The organism is Mesorhizobium sp. KACC 23794, from assembly GCF_052180275.1.
Taxonomy (GTDB): domain Bacteria; phylum Pseudomonadota; class Alphaproteobacteria; order Rhizobiales; family Rhizobiaceae; genus Kumtagia.
The window spans coordinates 1,382,118-1,397,932 of record NZ_CP197465.1; the positions used below are offsets into that span (position 1 = coordinate 1,382,118).

14 protein-coding genes are annotated in these 15,815 nt (G+C 63.6%); 3 read left to right on the plus strand and 11 right to left on the minus strand.

Annotation, left to right across the window (positions count from 1 at the left end; translation table 11 throughout):
- Positions 1-31: 31 nt before the first annotated feature.
- The 5 genes from ACSBOB_RS06915 to ACSBOB_RS06935 form a co-directional block, all read right to left on the minus strand.
- A complete protein-coding gene (locus ACSBOB_RS06915) occupies positions 32-1,174 on the minus strand; it encodes an extracellular solute-binding protein (RefSeq protein ID WP_442581704.1) in 1,143 nt (380 codons plus the stop codon).
- A 1-nt stretch (position 1,175) separates the two neighbouring features.
- Positions 1,176-2,009, minus strand: a complete 834-nt coding sequence (locus ACSBOB_RS06920; protein WP_442581705.1) for an ABC transporter permease — start codon at positions 2,007-2,009, stop codon at positions 1,176-1,178.
- Positions 2,006-2,890 carry an ABC transporter permease gene (locus tag ACSBOB_RS06925; protein WP_442581706.1) on the minus strand — a complete coding sequence of 295 codons (885 nt, stop codon included), beginning with the start codon at positions 2,888-2,890 and terminating at the stop codon, positions 2,006-2,008. Before ACSBOB_RS06925 ends, ACSBOB_RS06920 begins: the two co-directional genes overlap by 4 nt.
- Positions 2,891-2,973: 83 nt before the next feature.
- Positions 2,974-4,107, minus strand: coding sequence for an FAD-dependent oxidoreductase (locus tag ACSBOB_RS06930; RefSeq protein ID WP_442581707.1), 1,134 nt, complete (start codon positions 4,105-4,107; stop codon positions 2,974-2,976).
- Between the two features lie 206 nt (positions 4,108-4,313).
- Positions 4,314-4,865 carry a GNAT family N-acetyltransferase gene (locus tag ACSBOB_RS06935; protein ID WP_442581708.1) on the minus strand — a complete coding sequence of 184 codons (552 nt, stop codon included), beginning with the start codon at positions 4,863-4,865 and terminating at the stop codon, positions 4,314-4,316.
- A 104-nt stretch (positions 4,866-4,969) separates the two neighbouring features.
- Between ACSBOB_RS06935 and ACSBOB_RS06940 the strand changes: the two genes are divergently transcribed.
- Positions 4,970-5,284 (plus strand): DUF6916 family protein, encoded by a 315-nt coding sequence (locus ACSBOB_RS06940; RefSeq protein WP_442581709.1) that lies wholly within the window; start codon positions 4,970-4,972, stop codon positions 5,282-5,284.
- A gap of 3 nt (positions 5,285-5,287) precedes the next feature.
- Here the strand turns inward: ACSBOB_RS06940 and ACSBOB_RS06945 are convergent, their stop codons facing one another.
- From ACSBOB_RS06945 to ACSBOB_RS06955, 3 genes are read right to left on the minus strand one after another with little or no spacing between them, the layout of a single operon-like run.
- Positions 5,288-5,845 (minus strand): phage tail protein, encoded by a 558-nt coding sequence (locus tag ACSBOB_RS06945; RefSeq protein ID WP_442581710.1) that lies wholly within the window; start codon positions 5,843-5,845, stop codon positions 5,288-5,290.
- Between the two features lie 40 nt (positions 5,846-5,885).
- A complete protein-coding gene (locus ACSBOB_RS06950) occupies positions 5,886-6,431 on the minus strand; it encodes a phage tail protein (protein WP_442581711.1) in 546 nt (181 codons plus the stop codon).
- Between the two features lie 45 nt (positions 6,432-6,476).
- Positions 6,477-6,998: a phage tail protein gene (locus ACSBOB_RS06955; protein WP_442581712.1), complete on the minus strand. Its 522-nt coding sequence runs from the start codon at positions 6,996-6,998 to the stop codon at positions 6,477-6,479.
- Between the two features lie 114 nt (positions 6,999-7,112).
- Between ACSBOB_RS06955 and ACSBOB_RS06960 the strand changes: the two genes are divergently transcribed.
- The gene (locus ACSBOB_RS06960) at positions 7,113-7,319 is read left to right on the plus strand and encodes a hypothetical protein (RefSeq protein ID WP_442581713.1); all 207 of its coding nucleotides are present in this window, start codon (positions 7,113-7,115) and stop codon (positions 7,317-7,319) included.
- 90 nt (positions 7,320-7,409) lie between these two features.
- Here ACSBOB_RS06960 and ACSBOB_RS06965 read toward each other — a convergent pair whose 3' ends face one another.
- The gene (locus ACSBOB_RS06965) at positions 7,410-7,796 is read right to left on the minus strand and encodes a hypothetical protein (RefSeq protein ID WP_442581714.1); all 387 of its coding nucleotides are present in this window, start codon (positions 7,794-7,796) and stop codon (positions 7,410-7,412) included.
- On the opposite strand from ACSBOB_RS06965, the gene ACSBOB_RS06970 reads away from it, so the two are divergent.
- The gene (locus ACSBOB_RS06970; RefSeq protein ID WP_442581715.1) at positions 7,771-11,055 is read left to right on the plus strand and encodes a beta strand repeat-containing protein; all 3,285 of its coding nucleotides are present in this window, start codon (positions 7,771-7,773) and stop codon (positions 11,053-11,055) included. The genes ACSBOB_RS06965 and ACSBOB_RS06970 overlap by 26 nt on opposite strands.
- A 206-nt stretch (positions 11,056-11,261) precedes the next feature.
- On the opposite strand, the gene ACSBOB_RS06975 is transcribed toward ACSBOB_RS06970, so the two are convergent.
- Positions 11,262-13,949, minus strand: a complete 2,688-nt coding sequence (locus tag ACSBOB_RS06975) for a DEAD/DEAH box helicase (protein ID WP_442581716.1) — start codon at positions 13,947-13,949, stop codon at positions 11,262-11,264.
- Between the two features lie 139 nt (positions 13,950-14,088).
- Positions 14,089-15,708 carry a site-specific DNA-methyltransferase gene (locus ACSBOB_RS06980; RefSeq protein ID WP_442581717.1) on the minus strand — a complete coding sequence of 540 codons (1,620 nt, stop codon included), beginning with the start codon at positions 15,706-15,708 and terminating at the stop codon, positions 14,089-14,091.
- Between the last annotated feature and the right edge of the window lie 107 nt (positions 15,709-15,815).

Here is a 15,815-nt window from a genome sequence, read left to right on the forward strand (position 1 = left end):
GGTCATGCGCGTTGCGAGGTGGGATTTTGCTTTATGCACCCTTCGAGATTCTGTCCCACTGCTTGGTCCAGGCATCCTCGTTGTCGGCCCAGTAGACCGGATCGGCAAAGGTCAGCGCCTTCATCTCGCCTGTCGGGTCGAAGGCCGGCAATTTCGCGATCTTGTCGGTCAGCTTGACCTTGGTCGGGTCGAGCGACGGCGGATAGTTCTGGCCTTCGGCCACGGCGATCGAGGTCGCCGGATCGAGCATGAAGTTGATCAGTTCCTCGCACTCCGCCATCGGCGAGCCCTTCAGCACCAGCATGTCCTCCATCCAGGCGTAGGAGCCTGCCGGGTCGAGATAACCGATCGGCTGGCCCTGCTGCTGCAGTGCAGCGACGCGGCCCGACCATGCGTCCGTCACCACGATCTCGCCCTTGGTAAGCAGGTCCATCAGTTCGGCGCCCGAGCTCCAGAACTTCTTGGCAAGGTCGCGGGTCTCGCGCACCTTCGCCCAGACGGCGTCCATGTCGGTGATCTTGTTGGGATCCTGCCCGGTCGCCAGCGCCGCGTACCAGACGCGCGTCGTCATGTCGGCATAGCCGCCTACCTTGCCCGCATATTTGGCGTCGGCCAGCAGGCTGGCGCCCTTCTCCTTGGCCTCCTCCGGCGAGATCACGGTGGTGTTGTAGGCGATGCCAGTCGTTCCGTAGTCGTAGGGGATCGCCGAGAGCTTCGGCGTGATCTTGCGGAAAGGCTCGATCATCGCCGTCAGCACATTGGCCATGTTCGGGATGTTGGCCTCGTTGATCTCTGAGTTCCAGCCGGCCTGGACGTATTTGATGTAGTAGTTGACGCCGGACGAGTGGATGACCTGGTAGTCGCCTTCCTTCGCCGTCTTGATCTTGGTGATGATCTCGTTCTCGTCGCCGAAGGTTCCCTGCACCACCTTCAAGCCGGTCTTGGCCGTGTAGGGTTGGAAGGCGAACTTGTCGATCGCCTCCTGCACGACGCCGCCCCATCCGTCGAAGCGCACTTCGGTGGCAGCCGCGAGCGCGCGTCCGATCCATGGCATCGACACGCCGGCGGCGGCTGCGGCGGCCGCCGTCAGGCCGAGGAAATGGCGGCGCGACAGGTCGCCATTGCCGTGTCGCTCGACAAGGCCTTCCAGTCGTCTGGTCTGCGATATCTTCATGTCAGTCTCCCATCTGTGGTTGTCGTTTTTTCAGTCCGGATAGTGCCTTGGCGACAATGCCGCCAAGGAGCGGCACACCAACGGTGATCACGATCATCAGCGTGCCGAGCGCGTTGACCTCGGGGCTGATGGAAACCTTCAGCATCGAGAGTATCTGGGTGGGCATGGTCTCGACGCCGGCCGGCCGCCAGAACAGGCTGGCGGTGGTGTTGTCGAAGGAAATGGTGAAGGCCAGCAGGGCGCTGGCGAAAACGGCGGGCATCAGCAGCGGCAGCGTTATCTCGCGGAAGGTCGAGCCGCGCGGTGCGCCGAGCGACAGCGCCGCCTCCTCGTAGACGCGGCGGATGCCGATAAGGCGCGCCTGGATGACCAGCACAACGAAGGGCAGCGCCAGCAATATATGGCCCGCCAACAGGAGCAGGTAGGTGCGCGGCTGGTCGATCGCCTTGATCAGCACCAGAAGGCCGACGCCGAGAATGGTCTCCGGCACCAGCGCCGGCAGGATGGCGAGCGTGTTCACGGACGCCTTTCCCGGAAACTCGAAGCGCACCAGCGCAAGCGCCGCCGCGACGCCGACCATGGTAGTGAGCATCGCCGTCAGCAGTGCGATCCACAGCGAGGTGCGGAAGGCCGAAAGCACGTTCTCGTTCTGCATCAGCACCTCGTACCAGTGGAAGCTGAAGCCGGTGATCGGAAAGCCGCCGAACATCGAGGCGTTGAACGAAAGGACGACGGTCGCGGCGATCGGCGCGAACATGAAGATGTAGACCAGCAGCGTCATGGCGCAGGTGAGCCGCCAGCCCCAGCGGCCGGTGCCGTCGCTAGGGGCGATCATGCGCTCATCCCCTTCATGATCTGGGACAGCCCCATATAGCGGCTGTAGGCGACGGCGACGAAGCCGAGCAGCACGAACAGCACGATCGACAGTGTCGCGCCGAGCGGCCAGTTCAACTGCCCCATGATCGTGTCGTAGATCAGATTGCCGAACAGCGCGTCGCGCGGTCCGCCCAGAAGCTGCGGCGTGACGTAGCTGCCGGCGGCCAGCACGAAGCAGAGCAGCAGGCCGGCGGCGAGCCCGGGCAGCGAAAGCGGCAGCGTGACCTCGCGAAACGCCTGCGCGCTGGTGCAGCCCATCGACCGGGCGGCGAGCACGAGGCTACGGTCGATACCTTCCAGGCTGACATAGACGTTGAGGATCATGTAGGGAAGCAGGAAGTGCACGAGGCCCATGATGACAGCCGACTCCGTATAGAGCAGGCGAAGCGGTTCATCGATCAGGCCCACACGCAGCAGCGTCGCGTTGATCAGGCCCTGTTCCCCGAGGATATGGATCCACGAGAAGGTTCTTATGGTGAAGCTGATCCAGAACGGCACGATCAAGAGCAGAAGCAGCAGCCATTTGTAGCGGAAGCCGGTCGACCAGATGAAATAGGCCGGGAAATAGCCGAGCAGCGCGCAGATGATCGCGGTGATCGCGCCGACGCGCACGGTCTTCAGCAGAAAGCCGTGATAATAGCTGTCGGACAGGAATTCGTGCCAGTTGGCGAAGGTCAGCGTCGCCTGCTCGACGCCGGCGGTGACGAATGTGAAGAAGGTGTAGATGCCCATCACCATGATCGGCAGGATCATGAGCAGGCCGATCAGGATGACGGTCGGTGCCGCAAGCGCCCAGGCCAGCCACCGGTCGTTGATGCTCCAGCCTTTCGTCGCAGCCATCCATTTCCCCCGGCAGGGGAGCATCTTGGTGCAAGCCAGGGCCGGACGCAATGCGCCGGCTGAATTCGCGAACTATGCCACGCTCAGCGCAGGATAGGATCGTTGGCGGCGACGGTTTTTGAAACGAGCGTGGAGCGGCCGAGCGCCAGCAGCGGATGCGCCGGGCGGCCTTCCACCATGTCCGCGACAAGCGGACCCAGCGCCGGACCGAACTTGAAGGCGTGCCCCGAACAGCCGCAGGCAAGCACCACCGGGCCGACGCGGTCGACGATGAAATCGCCGTCCGGTGTCATCGTCCACGGGTGCCGCTGCGTGAGTTGCACGGTGCGCGGAAAATCTGGCATGCGCCGGTCGAGCCATCCCAGAAGCCGCGCCTGCTCCTGCGGATCGGTTTTCCATTCGACGGCATCCGGCGCCCAGCCCTGCTGGCCGGAGCTGAAGGCGAGCTTGTAGCCGACGCCCGGCACCGGGTGTCCATAGACGCCGCCGAGACCGTCCTCGTCACCGCCCCATTCGCCGATGCCGGGCAGGTCGACCAGTTCCGGCGCGGCAATGAAGGTCACCTGCGCCACCGCCGGCGCCAGCGGCACATCGATGCCGATATCGGCCAGCAAGGCGCCAGACCATGGACCTGCGGCAATGACCACCGTGCCAGCCTCAAGCGTCCGCCTGTCGGTCACGACGCGCGGCGCGCTCCCGGTTTCGACGGCAATGACGCGCTCCGGCTCGTAAAGCGCGGCCCCCGCCGCCAGCACCTGCGCCTTCATCGCCGCCATGGCTTCGTCGGAGAGCACCGTGCCGGCTTGCGCATGGAACAGGCCGGGCTCATCCAGCCGCAGGTGCGGCAGCCGTGCGCGCAGTCCTGCCGCGCCCAGCTCCTCGATCTCGCCGCCGACGCTTCGCACCGCGGCGACGATGCCGGCCAGTTTTTCCGGCATCCCGAAATCGATCTGCCCGGTGAGGTGCAGGATTTTTCGCCCGGTGGCGGCTTCCAGCGCCCGCCAGCGCGGGATCGCGTCGCGGGCGAGTTCGACATAGAAGGGATGGTCATAGGCGATGCGGATGCCACGCGAGCGGCCGGTGGACGAGGTCAACGGATGGCCGCTGCCGAAGCGGTCGACGAGCGCAATGCTGTGGCCGCGCTTGCGAAGCTCGGTGGCGGCGGCCAGCCCGAATATGCCCGCACCGACGACAACAACGTCAAAACGCTCGCGCAAGTCCCACCTCATTCTTTGCCCGACCAGCGATTAGCGCGCTTCATCGTCTTTCCGCAATCGGGCCGGCGGCGGTTCGAACGGGCAGCCCGATCCCGGTTGTGTTGCCAGCTGCGTGCGCAAACACGCGGTTCGCAACATCGCGTGGACCTACGCCCGGTCCTCGACGCCTGACGAACCGATGCATCGCCGCGACGTTGCCCGCTATCTCACCCGGGGTCCTGCGATCGCGCGGGAATCCCGCTTGCGTCTTGCCGTCGATCGCCGAACCATTCCATTTCCAGATACATCGGGTTCGTTTCGGTCACCTCGAAACCGAGACGCAGATAAAGCCGCATCGACGGGTCGTTGTCCGAGGAGACCTTGAGGCGCACCGGCATCTCGCCCCGGACGGCCTCGTTCATCAGGTTTGTCATGATGCTGGTGCCGATGCCCCGCCCGCGCAGCTCTGGAACGATTGCCTGGTCGACAATGTGGATGCAGGCGCCTGGACGATCGACGACGATGCGGCCGATCGGGATGCGGTCGAGTTCGATGATGTCGAAGCGCGCCTTCGGAAACTGCGCACGATAGCTCACCGTCTGGGCATGGAACTGCTGTCGCATGATCTGCTGCAGAAGGCTCGGCTCGAAGCCGGTCATCTGCCATTCCGGTGGTCGCGAGTTGCGGAACAGCTCGAACCGGAAATCCTGATCGCGCGGCCCCTCGGGCCGTAGCCGCAGCTTACCCAGCGGGGAAGGGATGTTGATCACGCGGTTCATGCAAAGAATTTCCCGACCGCCAGCCTGCCGCAGGGCCGGTTGGCGTTTACAAGCGATAGCTGCTTCTATCATATTGCTTTGATCGGCCCCTGAAGAACCTTGTCATGACAGAACCGTTATCGCCCGCAGACGTCACAGCCGAGCATTTTCGGCCCCACATCGACAAGGAATTTCGCATTCCCGGCTGGCCGCACCCGATGGCGTTGACCGCTGTCGAAACGGGCAATGTGAAAGGCGGCCAGGCGGACGCGGGACGGCGGGAACCGTTCACCCTGATCTTCCGCGGCCCCCCGAGAGAGGTCATGCGCGAAGGTTTCTATACGCTGCAGCTCGACGGCGGCCCTTGGTTCAATCTCTACATCATGCCCATTCAGACCGCCGGGAACGACCGGCAGGACTATCAGGCTCTCTTCAATTGAGCGTCAGTTGCGCGAGGGGAAAACCCCGACCAGCGCGATGATGTAGTTTAGCACCGTGTATGGCTGCATGTTGTCGTGCGGCTGGTTGCCGCCGGCCGGCACGATCGTCTGCGGCGCAAGCGCCACCGTCGGCGTGCCGCTGCCATACATGTTGGCCGTAAAGGCAGCTCCCGTCGGGGGGGTGCCGATCGACTGGCCGAGCGACGTGGCGGTCGTGGCGGTGTTGGTATTGGTGGCGGCATCCACGGTATTGTTGCCGGAGGCGGTATGAGGGTGCAGGGGCAACTCGCTGACGATCAGCGTATGCGAGGACTGCCCAGCGCTCTGCCCCGGAACATACGTGCCCCCACCAGGCATCGTGCCGACATGCAGCGGGCCGCGGCCACGCAGGTCGGGAAGCACGAAGGTTGTGGTGCCGTTGCCGCCGAAGGTGGTGCCCAGCAGCGAGAACAGGGCCTGGTTCTGGGCAATCGCCAGCGTCTGCCCATTGCACAGCGCCCAGCCTTTGGGCGCGAAGTTCCAGGACACGATCTTCAATTCACCGACGTAGGGCTGGCCCATATCTATCTCCTCTGTCGCCCCTGGATCCTTGCCTATCGGCTTATCCGCGCGGCGGGAAAATACCTGCCATTGCGATGCAGAAGGTGAGACCCAGATAGGGCATCATGTTGTTGTGCGGCTGGCTGCCGCCGGTCGGACGCAGGACGTTCGGCGACATTGGCACGTTGGGCTGCCCCGTACTGTAGACCCGGATCTGAGTGATGCCGCTGATCGCATTGCCTATCTGCGCCTTGGCGAGCTGGTTGCCGTTGGAGGTAGCGGCTGTTCCCACCGTCGTCGTCACGGCGACGCCGTGATTGTGGGCGGGGAGCTCCTGCAGCGTCAGCGTGACGTTTTCCACGCCGGCGGCCTCGCCAACGACATAGGGCGACAGGCCGGGGCTCTGGCCGGCAGCGATCGGCACCCTGCCGCGAAAATCCGGAAGCCCGAAGGTCGACTGGCCGTTGCCGCCATAATTGGTGCCGAGCAGCGAAAACAGCGCCGTGTTCTGCGCGATCGGCAATATCTGCCCGTCGCATGTCGCCCAGCCGCGGGGCGCGAAGTTGAAACCCATGATGCGAATTTCGCCGAGAAAAGGTTCGGACATGGAAACTGCTCCGCGTGTCTTGCCGGTGGGCGCCGTGCGGTGAAATCAGCCCTGGGACGGAAAGATGCCTTCCATCGAGATGATGAACGTCACCGCCAGATAGGGCTGCATGTTCTCGTGCGGCGTGCTGCCGCCGGTGAAGCTGATCGTGTTGGCGTTGATGACGACCTGGTTGGTGCCGTCATAGGGAAAGTAGCCTAACACGCTGAGACCGCCTGGTCCCTGGTCGGCCATGATTGCGTTCGCAGGGCTGCCGACGTTACCGGCTGCGCCGGTCGAAGTGAAAACGTGGCTGTGCGAGGCCATCTGGTTCCAGGTGACCGTCACGTTCTCCGACCCTGCCATCTGGCCCTGGACCAAACCGTTGCCGTTGTGCATCGGCACGCGGCCGCCGAGTTGCGGAAGGCCGAAGGTTGTCACGCCGTCGCCGCCGTAGGTCGTGCCGATCAGGTTATACAAGACTTCGTTCTGCGCGATCGACAACAACTGCCCGGCGCAGGTCGACCAGCCCAGCGGAGCGTAAGTGCCGCCGAACATGCGAATCTCGCCGATATAGGGATCACTCATGGCGCCGCCCCCTCTTATCTTCAGCCATCAGTTGACTGAGAGTAGCCCACTCCTTGTCCGGCATCAACAGGTGAAACACGAAAAGTGCAGATGTTCCATGGGGGAGTTTTCTTCGTGCCTGTATATATTCAATATTATCGTTTTGGAGTGACAGGGATTTACGTCGGGGCGGGTGAAATTCGATGGATGGATGCGCGATGCATATATGAAGCACTTATGAATGTCGATTTGCGTATTGTCGCCATTGTTCATACGTCAGCGGTGAAAAATCCGTATCCTGCTGGTTTTTCAGGGTTTTCGTATTTGCTTGGTTTTTTATGAAATTGGAAGATAGCATCCAAAGATGCTTGCAAAATAATCGCTTTTTCTGTATTCGTTAATAACGGCGTACTCTCCGGCGGGCAACAAAAATTAAAACATTGGCAACTTTCCCTTGTGCGTCCATTGCGCTGCCGATAGATTAAGATCCATGACGGCTGCATGAGTGGCCGTAATCAATGCCGAGGGTGCGCCAGCGCGTTTCCTCAATACTACAATAAAACGGGGGATTCGCATGCCAGCCGCCGGTCGGTTCCGGTACTCCGCCGAAGGCTCGACGAAGACTGCTTCGTCGCCTACGGCGACGTTGGCAGCAGCACTCCGGCCGTCATCATCGATAACAATCCGGCTTTTGGTCCGGCCAGGGGTTTCACGGCGGATGTCGTGCCCAACTCGGCCGTGTCCGTAGCCGGCAAGCTCCGGCGCGTCACGGACCGCCGCAAGGGAGATCAGCATGCCCAGCAGGATATTCTTCACCACCCAGGCCGGCGCCACCGACACCTTTCTCACCTCCGCCAACGTGGACGGCACGAACGTGGTCAGCCAGGTCGCGGATGCGACGCCCGGCTCTCCGTGGCAGGAAACGGTGATCGACGCGGCCAACAACCGCTATTTCATCCTCCAGCACAGCCAGGGCGACGACAACGCCATCCTCTATACAGGCCAGCTCAACAGCAGCGCAGCGCCCACGGTTGCGTTCACGTTCCAGGCGGAAGATCTTGTGCGCGGCCTGGAGATCGATCCGGTCAATCACCACCTCTTCATCGGCCGGCTCGACTTCGACGCAGGACAAGTGAACATCAACGACGCGGCCACCGGCCTGCTGCAGATCGATTACAACCCGGCGTCCGGCGCGGTCAGCAACACCAATAATTTCCTGGTCACGCAGGCGACGGACGCTCTTCCGAGCGGCTTCATCCTGACCACCGACATCGCCCGCGACGACGGCGACGGCACCTTGTATTTCGCGCAGGCGACCGCGGGCGCCGGCACCAACATGATCTACCGGGTCGACACCAGCAACAATATAACGACCCTGCTCAATCAGGCCCAGTTTCCGACCAACTTCACCAACGGCTTCATTGCCGATGTCGATGTCGACGCCGGCCGGAACCAGGTTTACTTCAGCACGTTCGCCCAGCCCTTCGGCGCCGGGCCGACCAACAAGCTATGGGTGATTTCCGACACCGCGACCGGCAGCACCAATGCGATCGCGGTGACGCTCGCCGGAATGCCCGGCGGCTCGACCTTCATCCCCGGCGACTTCACGATCGATCAGGCGACGCACCAGCTTTACGTCGAGTCGGAGGAAAACCCGGCCGCCGGCAACAGCGATGATCGCATCTATCGCTTCCAGCTCAGCGCCGACGGGCTGACGGCGACATTCCTCAACACGATCACGCCTTCGCTCACCACAGGCAATGCCAATATTGGCGGCATCGAATTCGTCGGAAACGTCGTGGCAACACTCGACCTCGATGCCAACAACTCCGCCGGCATAGCCGGCAGCGGCTATCAGGCGACCTTCACCGAAGGCGCGGCCGCAGTGGCGATCGCCGACATCGACACGACGATAGTCGACGACGGCACCACCATCGCCTCCGCCACCATCACCATCACCAACCAACAGGCGAGCGATCTCCTGTCGGTAAACGGCGTGCTGCCCGGCAGCATCGTCGCTTCGGCCTACAACGCCGGCACCGGTGTGCTCACCTTGACGGGTTCGGCGACACTGGCCCAATACCAGACCGCCCTGCAGCAACTCAGGTTCAGCAATTCCTCCGACGCGCCGAACACGACCGACCGCAGCATCACCGTCACGGTCAATGACGCCGAGGCCAACAGCAACACCGCGACCGCGACCATCCATGTCGCCGCCACCAACGACGCGCCGGTGCTGACGGGCGATCTTTCCGCAACCGTGGGCGAAGGGGCGAGCTACGTCATCACCACGGCGGACCTGAACTTCACCGATCCGGACGACGTCGCGGCGGGCGTCACCTTCACCGTATCGAGCCAGGTGAACGGCACGGTGCTGGTCAACGGCATTGCCTCGGCGACCTTCACCGGCACGCAGCTCGCCGGCGGCCTGGTCAGCTTCCTGCATGACGGCTCGGAAGGGCCCACGGCCTCCTTCAGCGTATCGGTCGAGGACGGCAACGAGGATGGGTCCGTGCCGGCCGCCTCGACATTCAACTTCACCGTGAACAACGTCGACGATCCCGGCGTGGCGCAGGACGACCTGTTCGTGACGGACGAGGCGACGAAGCTGACCGCCGGCAACGTGTTCGCCAACAATGGTTCCGGCGCCGACAGCGATCCGGATACGGCGCTCACCGTCACCGCGGTCAATGGCGTGGGGGCCAATGTCGGCACGCAGATCACCCTGGCGTCGGGCGCACTGCTGACGCTGAATGCCGACGGCACCTTCAGCTACGATCCCAACGGCAAGTTCAACGACCTGGCCGATTCGGGCTCCGGCGCGAACGACCTCGTCCGCGACGATACCTTCACCTATACGATCTCGGGCGGCGACACCGCCACGGTCACCGTCAGCGTCGTCGGCGTCGACAGCGAAGGCGACATCCTGCGCGGTACGCCCGGCATCAATAACATCTTCATCGGCGGCATCGGCAGCGACCTCTATTTCGTCGACGATGCGACCGACACCATCATCGAGACGGCCGGCAACGGCACCGCCGACCAGGTTGCCAGCTTCGTCAGCTTCACGCTGGCGGCCGACGACGACATCGAGATCCTGTCGACCAACTCGTCCACCGGCAAGTCGGCGATCGATCTCCGCGGCAACGCGCTGTCGCAGACCATCGTCGGCAATGACGGCAAGAATACCTTGCATGATGGCGGCGTCGGCGGCGCCGACACGATGCGGGGCCATGACGGCAACGACACCTACCTCGTCTACAACAGCGGCGATATCGTCATCGAGCTTGCCGGCGAGGGCAACGACCGCGTCTCGGCCGGCGTCGATTACGTGCTCGGCAAGGGCGTGCATGTCGAACTGCTCAACACCACCGCACTCAATGCCACCTATGCCGTCAATCTCACCGGCAATTCCTTCGCCCAGACGATCCGCGGCAATGCCGGCGACAACATCCTGAGCGACGGCGGGACGGGCGCGGCCGACACGCTGATCGGCGGCAAGGGCAACGACGGCTATCAGGTCTACAATTCCGGCGACGTGATCGTCGAGCTTGACGGCGAGGGCGACGATCGGGTGAGCGCGGCCGTGAACTTCGTGCTGACGGCCGGTGCCCATATCGAATACCTCAACACCACCTCGCTTGTCGGCACCTATGCGGTCGACCTCACCGGCAACGAGCTGGTGCAGCTGGTGCGCGGCAATGACGGTGCCAACACGCTGGACGGCGGCGGCGGCGCGGATGTGCTCTACGGCATGGGCGGGGCGGACAATTTCCGCTTCTCGACGGCGCTTGCCGCCGACAACATCGTCCGCATCGCCGACTTCGCGGCAGGAACCGACAAGATCGAGCTCGACGACGCCATCTTCACCACGCTCGGCCTCGGGGCGCTGAGCGCGTCGGCGTTCAAGGACACGGCGCTGGCGCCAAGGGACGCCGACGATCACATCATCTACAACTCCGTCAGCGGAGCGCTTCTCTACGACGCCGACGGATTCGGAACCACCTTCGCCGCGATCCGCTTCGCCACGCTAACTGGATCGCCAACGCTGACGGCGGCGGATTTCGTCGTCGTGTGAGCCGGGGCAACAGCGGCCAAAGACAATTCCCTGTCCGGGCGGCCATGACGGCCGCTCGGGGTTTTCTGTCGGCGCCTGCCGGCGCGTTGCCTTTGCACTAAACAGGGGACTACTATCCGCAGCGCCGCCTGCTGAGCTGCCGCCTCTTGAGACGATGGAAGACGTTTTGCGGAAGACGTTCCGCGCTAACCGGCCGATGCCGGCGGCTACCAGACCGAAAATCGCCGCACCAAGCCGTCGAGCGTCATGTTCTCGGCGATGTCGTCATGCGGGATCAACACATAGACCCAGGGCTTGCCGCCATAGGTCGCCGCATGGTTCGTCGCGTGCCGGCACCATTCGACGGCGACGTCGCGCTTGGCGTGCACGGCAGGATCGCCCATCTGGTCGGAAGCCTTGGGTTCCAGCATCAGGATATGCGTATCGGTCTCGGCGACGAAATCGGGCTGGTATTCCAAATCGTCGGCGCCGCTGCGGTAAAACAGCTGGAACTGGCCGCGCGCCGGCTTGAACCATTTTTGCGATTCCCGGTCGAGGATCACCGCGAGCTTGCGCTCGGCGTCGGACTGGAATTTCTGCCGGCCGAACAGGCATCTCGAAAATCCGCCGAAGACATAGCGCGCCATATTGCTCTTGTCGGCGGGCGACATGCGGAAATCGCGGTCAGCCTCGCCCTCGTCGCGGCTGTAGACGCTGGGCAGCAAGGCGCTGAAACCCCGCTTGACGACGACCTCGTGGCCCAGCCGGCCATCCTGCCAGAAGTGCTGGCGCATCTGGGTGTGAACGAAACGGGCGATGTCCTGCTGATGAAGCCGCAGGGTTTTTCGCGCCTCGTCGTCGGAGAGGGACGACAGGAGATGCCGGACCACCTGGCCGGCGAGGTCGTAGAGCAGGTCGGCATGGTCGTCATAGGCCACGTCATCGAAGTCGATGAGGCCGCCGACGACATAGTCCTCCAGCCGCCGTGCATCGGGATTGGCGAGGCCGAGCCCGATCCGGTCGACCTGTCCGGTGCGCAGATGCGCTGCCCACAATGTCTCGTCCGGCGCCTCGTAGTTCAGGCTGGAAAGGTCGAGTGCGAAGGGCCGGAAGCCGCAATCCACCGCGCCTTTCGGCATCAGCAGGATGCGCGGTATGTCGATCGTCTGGCGGACGACGAGATCGACGGTCCTGGCGACGATCGAGCCGACGTTCGGCTCAGCCGCTAGGCCGGCGAAGCCCGGTTGCGTGGGCGCGTGGCGGCTTTTTACGGCGTCGACCAGTGCCGCCTGAACCTCCGGCCGCCTCAGATGCGCGATCCCCGGTGCCTGTGAAGGCGGATCCTCAAGCTTCCATATGGCTTCGTAGGCGAGTTGCGCGATCTGCTGCTCGTGATGTGCGAAAGGGGTCTGCGCATCGTCGCTTTCGCTATGCGGAGTGGATGGCCCGTTATCCGATCGCAGGCCGAGCATGGAGACGAGCCGCGGTTCCGATATCTCGGTGATCGTCCGGACCTGCACGCCGTCCTGCGGCAGCACGACCTGTTCCAGCCGGATCGGCGAGGCGGGATTGCGGGCCTCCTCGACGATCTCCTGGAAGCGGTCATGCGCGACGATGTTCAGCCGGTCGACGGCGGTTACGCCGGTGCGCCGGCCATAGGGAAGCCGCAAGCCGCGGCCGATCGACTGCTCGATCAGCGTGCGGGCGCTGGCGGCGCGCAGGGGCACGATCGTATAGAGATTGGTGACGTCCCAGCCTTCCTTCAGCATGTTGACGTGGATGACGATCTCCGTCGGCTCGTCCGCCTGCTCGACCTTCAGCAGGCGTTCGATCGTCTCCTCTTCCCGCACGCTGGAATCGATCTGGATCACCTTCTTCGCGTAGCGGCCGCCGAAGAAGCCGTCCGACCTGACGAGGCCTGTCAGTTCCGCCGCATGCGTGGTGTCGCGGGCGATGACCAGCATGAACGGCTTTATCGCGGGGACTCCGGCCTGCCGGGCATAGGTCTGCAATTCCGTCTTCACGCTCTCGTGCAGGCGAACGCCGTCCTCGAGCTTGATCCGCTGGATCGTGTCCGATGACTTGCCGAGCGGCGAGAAGTTCTCGCGGGTGACGACCGCCGGCTCCTTGACGAAGCCGTCCTCCATCGCCTTCGCCAGCGGATAGTCGTAGACGACGTTCCTGAACCACACGGACCCACGCGGCGTCTCGACGAAGGGCGTCGCCGTGAGTTCGAGCCCGAGCACCGGCTTCAGTTCGTTGATCGCCCGGATGCCCGCCGAAGCGCGGTAGCGGTGCGACTCGTCCATGATCAGCACCAGGTCCTTCAGGCCGGCCAGCCAGTCGAAGTAACTCTCGCCGATCTCCTCGCGAAACGAGCGGATGCGCGGGCTGCGACCGCCGCGCACCTCCGAATTGATCTTGGAAATGTTGAAGATGTTGATGGTCGTCGCAAACAGGCTCCCGCCGCCGCCGATATGCCGCTGGTAGTTGTCGCCGGTGGTGATGACGGGCGGCGCGATCGCAAATTCCGAAATGCCCTTCAGCACGTATTTCGGCGTGTTTGGCGTGAAGTCGGCGATGAGCTTGTTGTAGACGGTCAGGCTCGGCGCGAGCACGAAGAAGTTGTTCAGCCCGTGCGCGAGATGAAGGTAGGCTGTGAAGGCGCCCATCAGCCGCGTCTTGCCGACGCCGGTCGCCAGCGCGAAGCAGAGCGAGGGGAAATCGCGCTCGAAATCGGCGACGGACGGGAAGGCGGCGCGGATATGGGCAAGCGCGGCCGTCAGGTCGGCATCCTTCCGCAAGGGTATCAGCGTCGCGATGCGGTCGAGTATCTCGAGCGACCGGCGCTGCGGCGGCCGCAGGCTGAGCCGCCCGGCGATCGCATCGACATGACGGTTGGTTCCCTCGGCCATCTTCTTCCCCAGGTCGTAAGCAGCTTGCGTGCGGACTGTCCGGACGCGGCCTTTTTCCTTTGGACTGCTCGGCATCCACGATACGCCGTCGCGACGGAGAACATCCCCATGGTTCCCTGCGTCTGGCGATGGCGAACCTCTATGTCTGGCCGCCTCGCGGTGGGAGCCTCGTGCCGCCGGCCGGAGCCTCGCCGACATTCAGGCGGTAATCCCTCTGACCCCAGTCGAACTGCTCGATGAAATGGTTCGGAATCTTGCGGACGGTGAGGTTGGGGAACGATGCCGGGTTGCCGCGGAAGGCGCGGCACATGACCAGCAGGCTGCGCCCGGTCCCGACATCCTCGCTCAGCAGCGCCAGTTCCTCAGCCACCATGAAGCGCGGCACGACATAGACGAAATCCCGTTCCGTCGAGCGGCCATGCTGCCAGTAGACGGTGTCGCTCGGCGCGTAGGCGAACCCTTCAAGCTTGCAGACGGCTTCTATCAGGGAGTCGCGGCCATAGGTCCGGCTGACGACGCCGCGGCCATGCGCGTCGGTTTCGATCAGCGACGGCGCCAGTTCGTAATAACGATAGCCGCCGCCGCCGTGCCAGCCGACCGCATCGGTTATCCCGCCGCCGTCGGTGCCGTCGATCACTTGAGCCAGGCGCGGGATGATGTGGGTGTGGGCGTGGTCGCCGATCTCGACCATGATCCAGCGGCGGCCCATCTTGTGCGCAACGGCCCCTGTGGTGCCGGAACCCGCGAAACTGTCCAGCACGAGGTCTCCGGCGCCCGTGGCGATGTCCAGCACCCGCTTGATGAGCCGTTCCGGCTTCGGCGTGGCAAACGCCTTGTCGGCGCCGAACAGTGCGATGCTTTCCTTCTTCGCCTCCTGGTTGTGGCCGGCTTCGCCATTGTCCCACCAGCTCCATGCCGAGACGCCCTCGCGTTCGGCGAGGAAGGTCTTGCGGCGCGGCACGCCCCTGCCGTCCTTGCCGAAATAGATGCGATTGTCGGCGACCAGTTGTTGGAAAACGGCCTCGGTGTTCTTCCAGCAAGTCCCAGGCGCAGGACGATGAACCGCGCCGCCCGGCGTGCGGATCTCGTACATCTGGTTCGGCCGGTAGCCCTGCGCCGAATAATCCGACGATGCCCAGTCGCCGCGCGGGTCGCCATCGACGTTGCGATAACCCTTGAGCTGCTTGCGGCTGAGCTGGACGGACCGCAGTTGAAGCCGCGCCATGTCCTTCGCGAAGACAAGGATATGGTCGTGCGCGCCACCCAGCCGCAATCGCGCATCCGGCGAGGTCCGCTTCTGCCAGACGACATTGGCCACGAAATTCCGGCGCCCGAAAATCTCGTCGCAAAGCACTTTCAGATAGTGCGCTTCGTTGTCGTCGATGGAGATCCACAGCGATCCGTCGTCCGCGAGCAGCCTGCGGATGATCTCCAGGCGGTCGCGCATCAGGCCAAGCCAGATCGAATGCTCCAGACCGTCGTCATAATGCGCGAAGGCGCTGCCGGTGTTGTAGGGCGGGTCGATGAAGCAGCATTTCACCTTGCCGGTGAACTCGGACTCCAGGGCTTTCAGCGCCAGGAGGTTGTCGCCGTGGACAAGCCGGTTCTCCGGCCTGTCCGACACGCCGACTGAAAGCGCGGTGTTCTCGATCAGGATCCTCGGCTCCGGCCGGCGGCGGTCCTCCTTGCCGACCCAGACAAGCTCCAGCCGGCGCGGCCGCTGCCCGTACTGGTCGTCATATGCGCTCTCTGGTTGCATCAGCCAGATATGCAATCATATAGTTTATTTGTAAAGCCTTATTCTCGTAATACGTGTATTTTTTGAAACTACCAGCCTGGGCTGCTGGCGGAGCGAATGCCCACGGA

Excerpts from the sequence above, each read along its gene's own strand:
- ACSBOB_RS06935 (WP_442581708.1), bottom strand. The coding sequence starts at position 4,865 with ATGAACCGCGTGATCAACATCCCTTCCCCGCTGGGTAAGCTGCGGCTA.
- ACSBOB_RS06920 (WP_442581705.1), bottom strand. The coding sequence starts at position 2,009 with ATGATCGCCCCTAGCGACGGCACCGGCCGCTGGGGCTGGCGGCTCACC.
- ACSBOB_RS06915 (WP_442581704.1), bottom strand. The coding sequence starts at position 1,174 with ATGAAGATATCGCAGACCAGACGACTGGAAGGCCTTGTCGAGCGACAC.
- ACSBOB_RS06980 (WP_442581717.1), bottom strand. The coding sequence starts at position 15,708 with ATGCAACCAGAGAGCGCATATGACGACCAGTACGGGCAGCGGCCGCGC.
- ACSBOB_RS06955 (WP_442581712.1), bottom strand. The coding sequence starts at position 6,998 with ATGAGTGATCCCTATATCGGCGAGATTCGCATGTTCGGCGGCACTTAC.
- ACSBOB_RS06925 (WP_442581706.1), bottom strand. The coding sequence starts at position 2,890 with ATGGCTGCGACGAAAGGCTGGAGCATCAACGACCGGTGGCTGGCCTGG.
- ACSBOB_RS06950 (WP_442581711.1), bottom strand. The coding sequence starts at position 6,431 with ATGTCCGAACCTTTTCTCGGCGAAATTCGCATCATGGGTTTCAACTTC.
- ACSBOB_RS06970 (WP_442581715.1), top strand. The coding sequence starts at position 7,771 with ATGCCCAGCAGGATATTCTTCACCACCCAGGCCGGCGCCACCGACACC.
- ACSBOB_RS06940 (WP_442581709.1), top strand. The coding sequence starts at position 4,970 with ATGACAGAACCGTTATCGCCCGCAGACGTCACAGCCGAGCATTTTCGG.
- ACSBOB_RS06975 (WP_442581716.1), bottom strand. The coding sequence starts at position 13,949 with ATGGCCGAGGGAACCAACCGTCATGTCGATGCGATCGCCGGGCGGCTC.
- ACSBOB_RS06945 (WP_442581710.1), bottom strand. The coding sequence starts at position 5,845 with ATGGGCCAGCCCTACGTCGGTGAATTGAAGATCGTGTCCTGGAACTTC.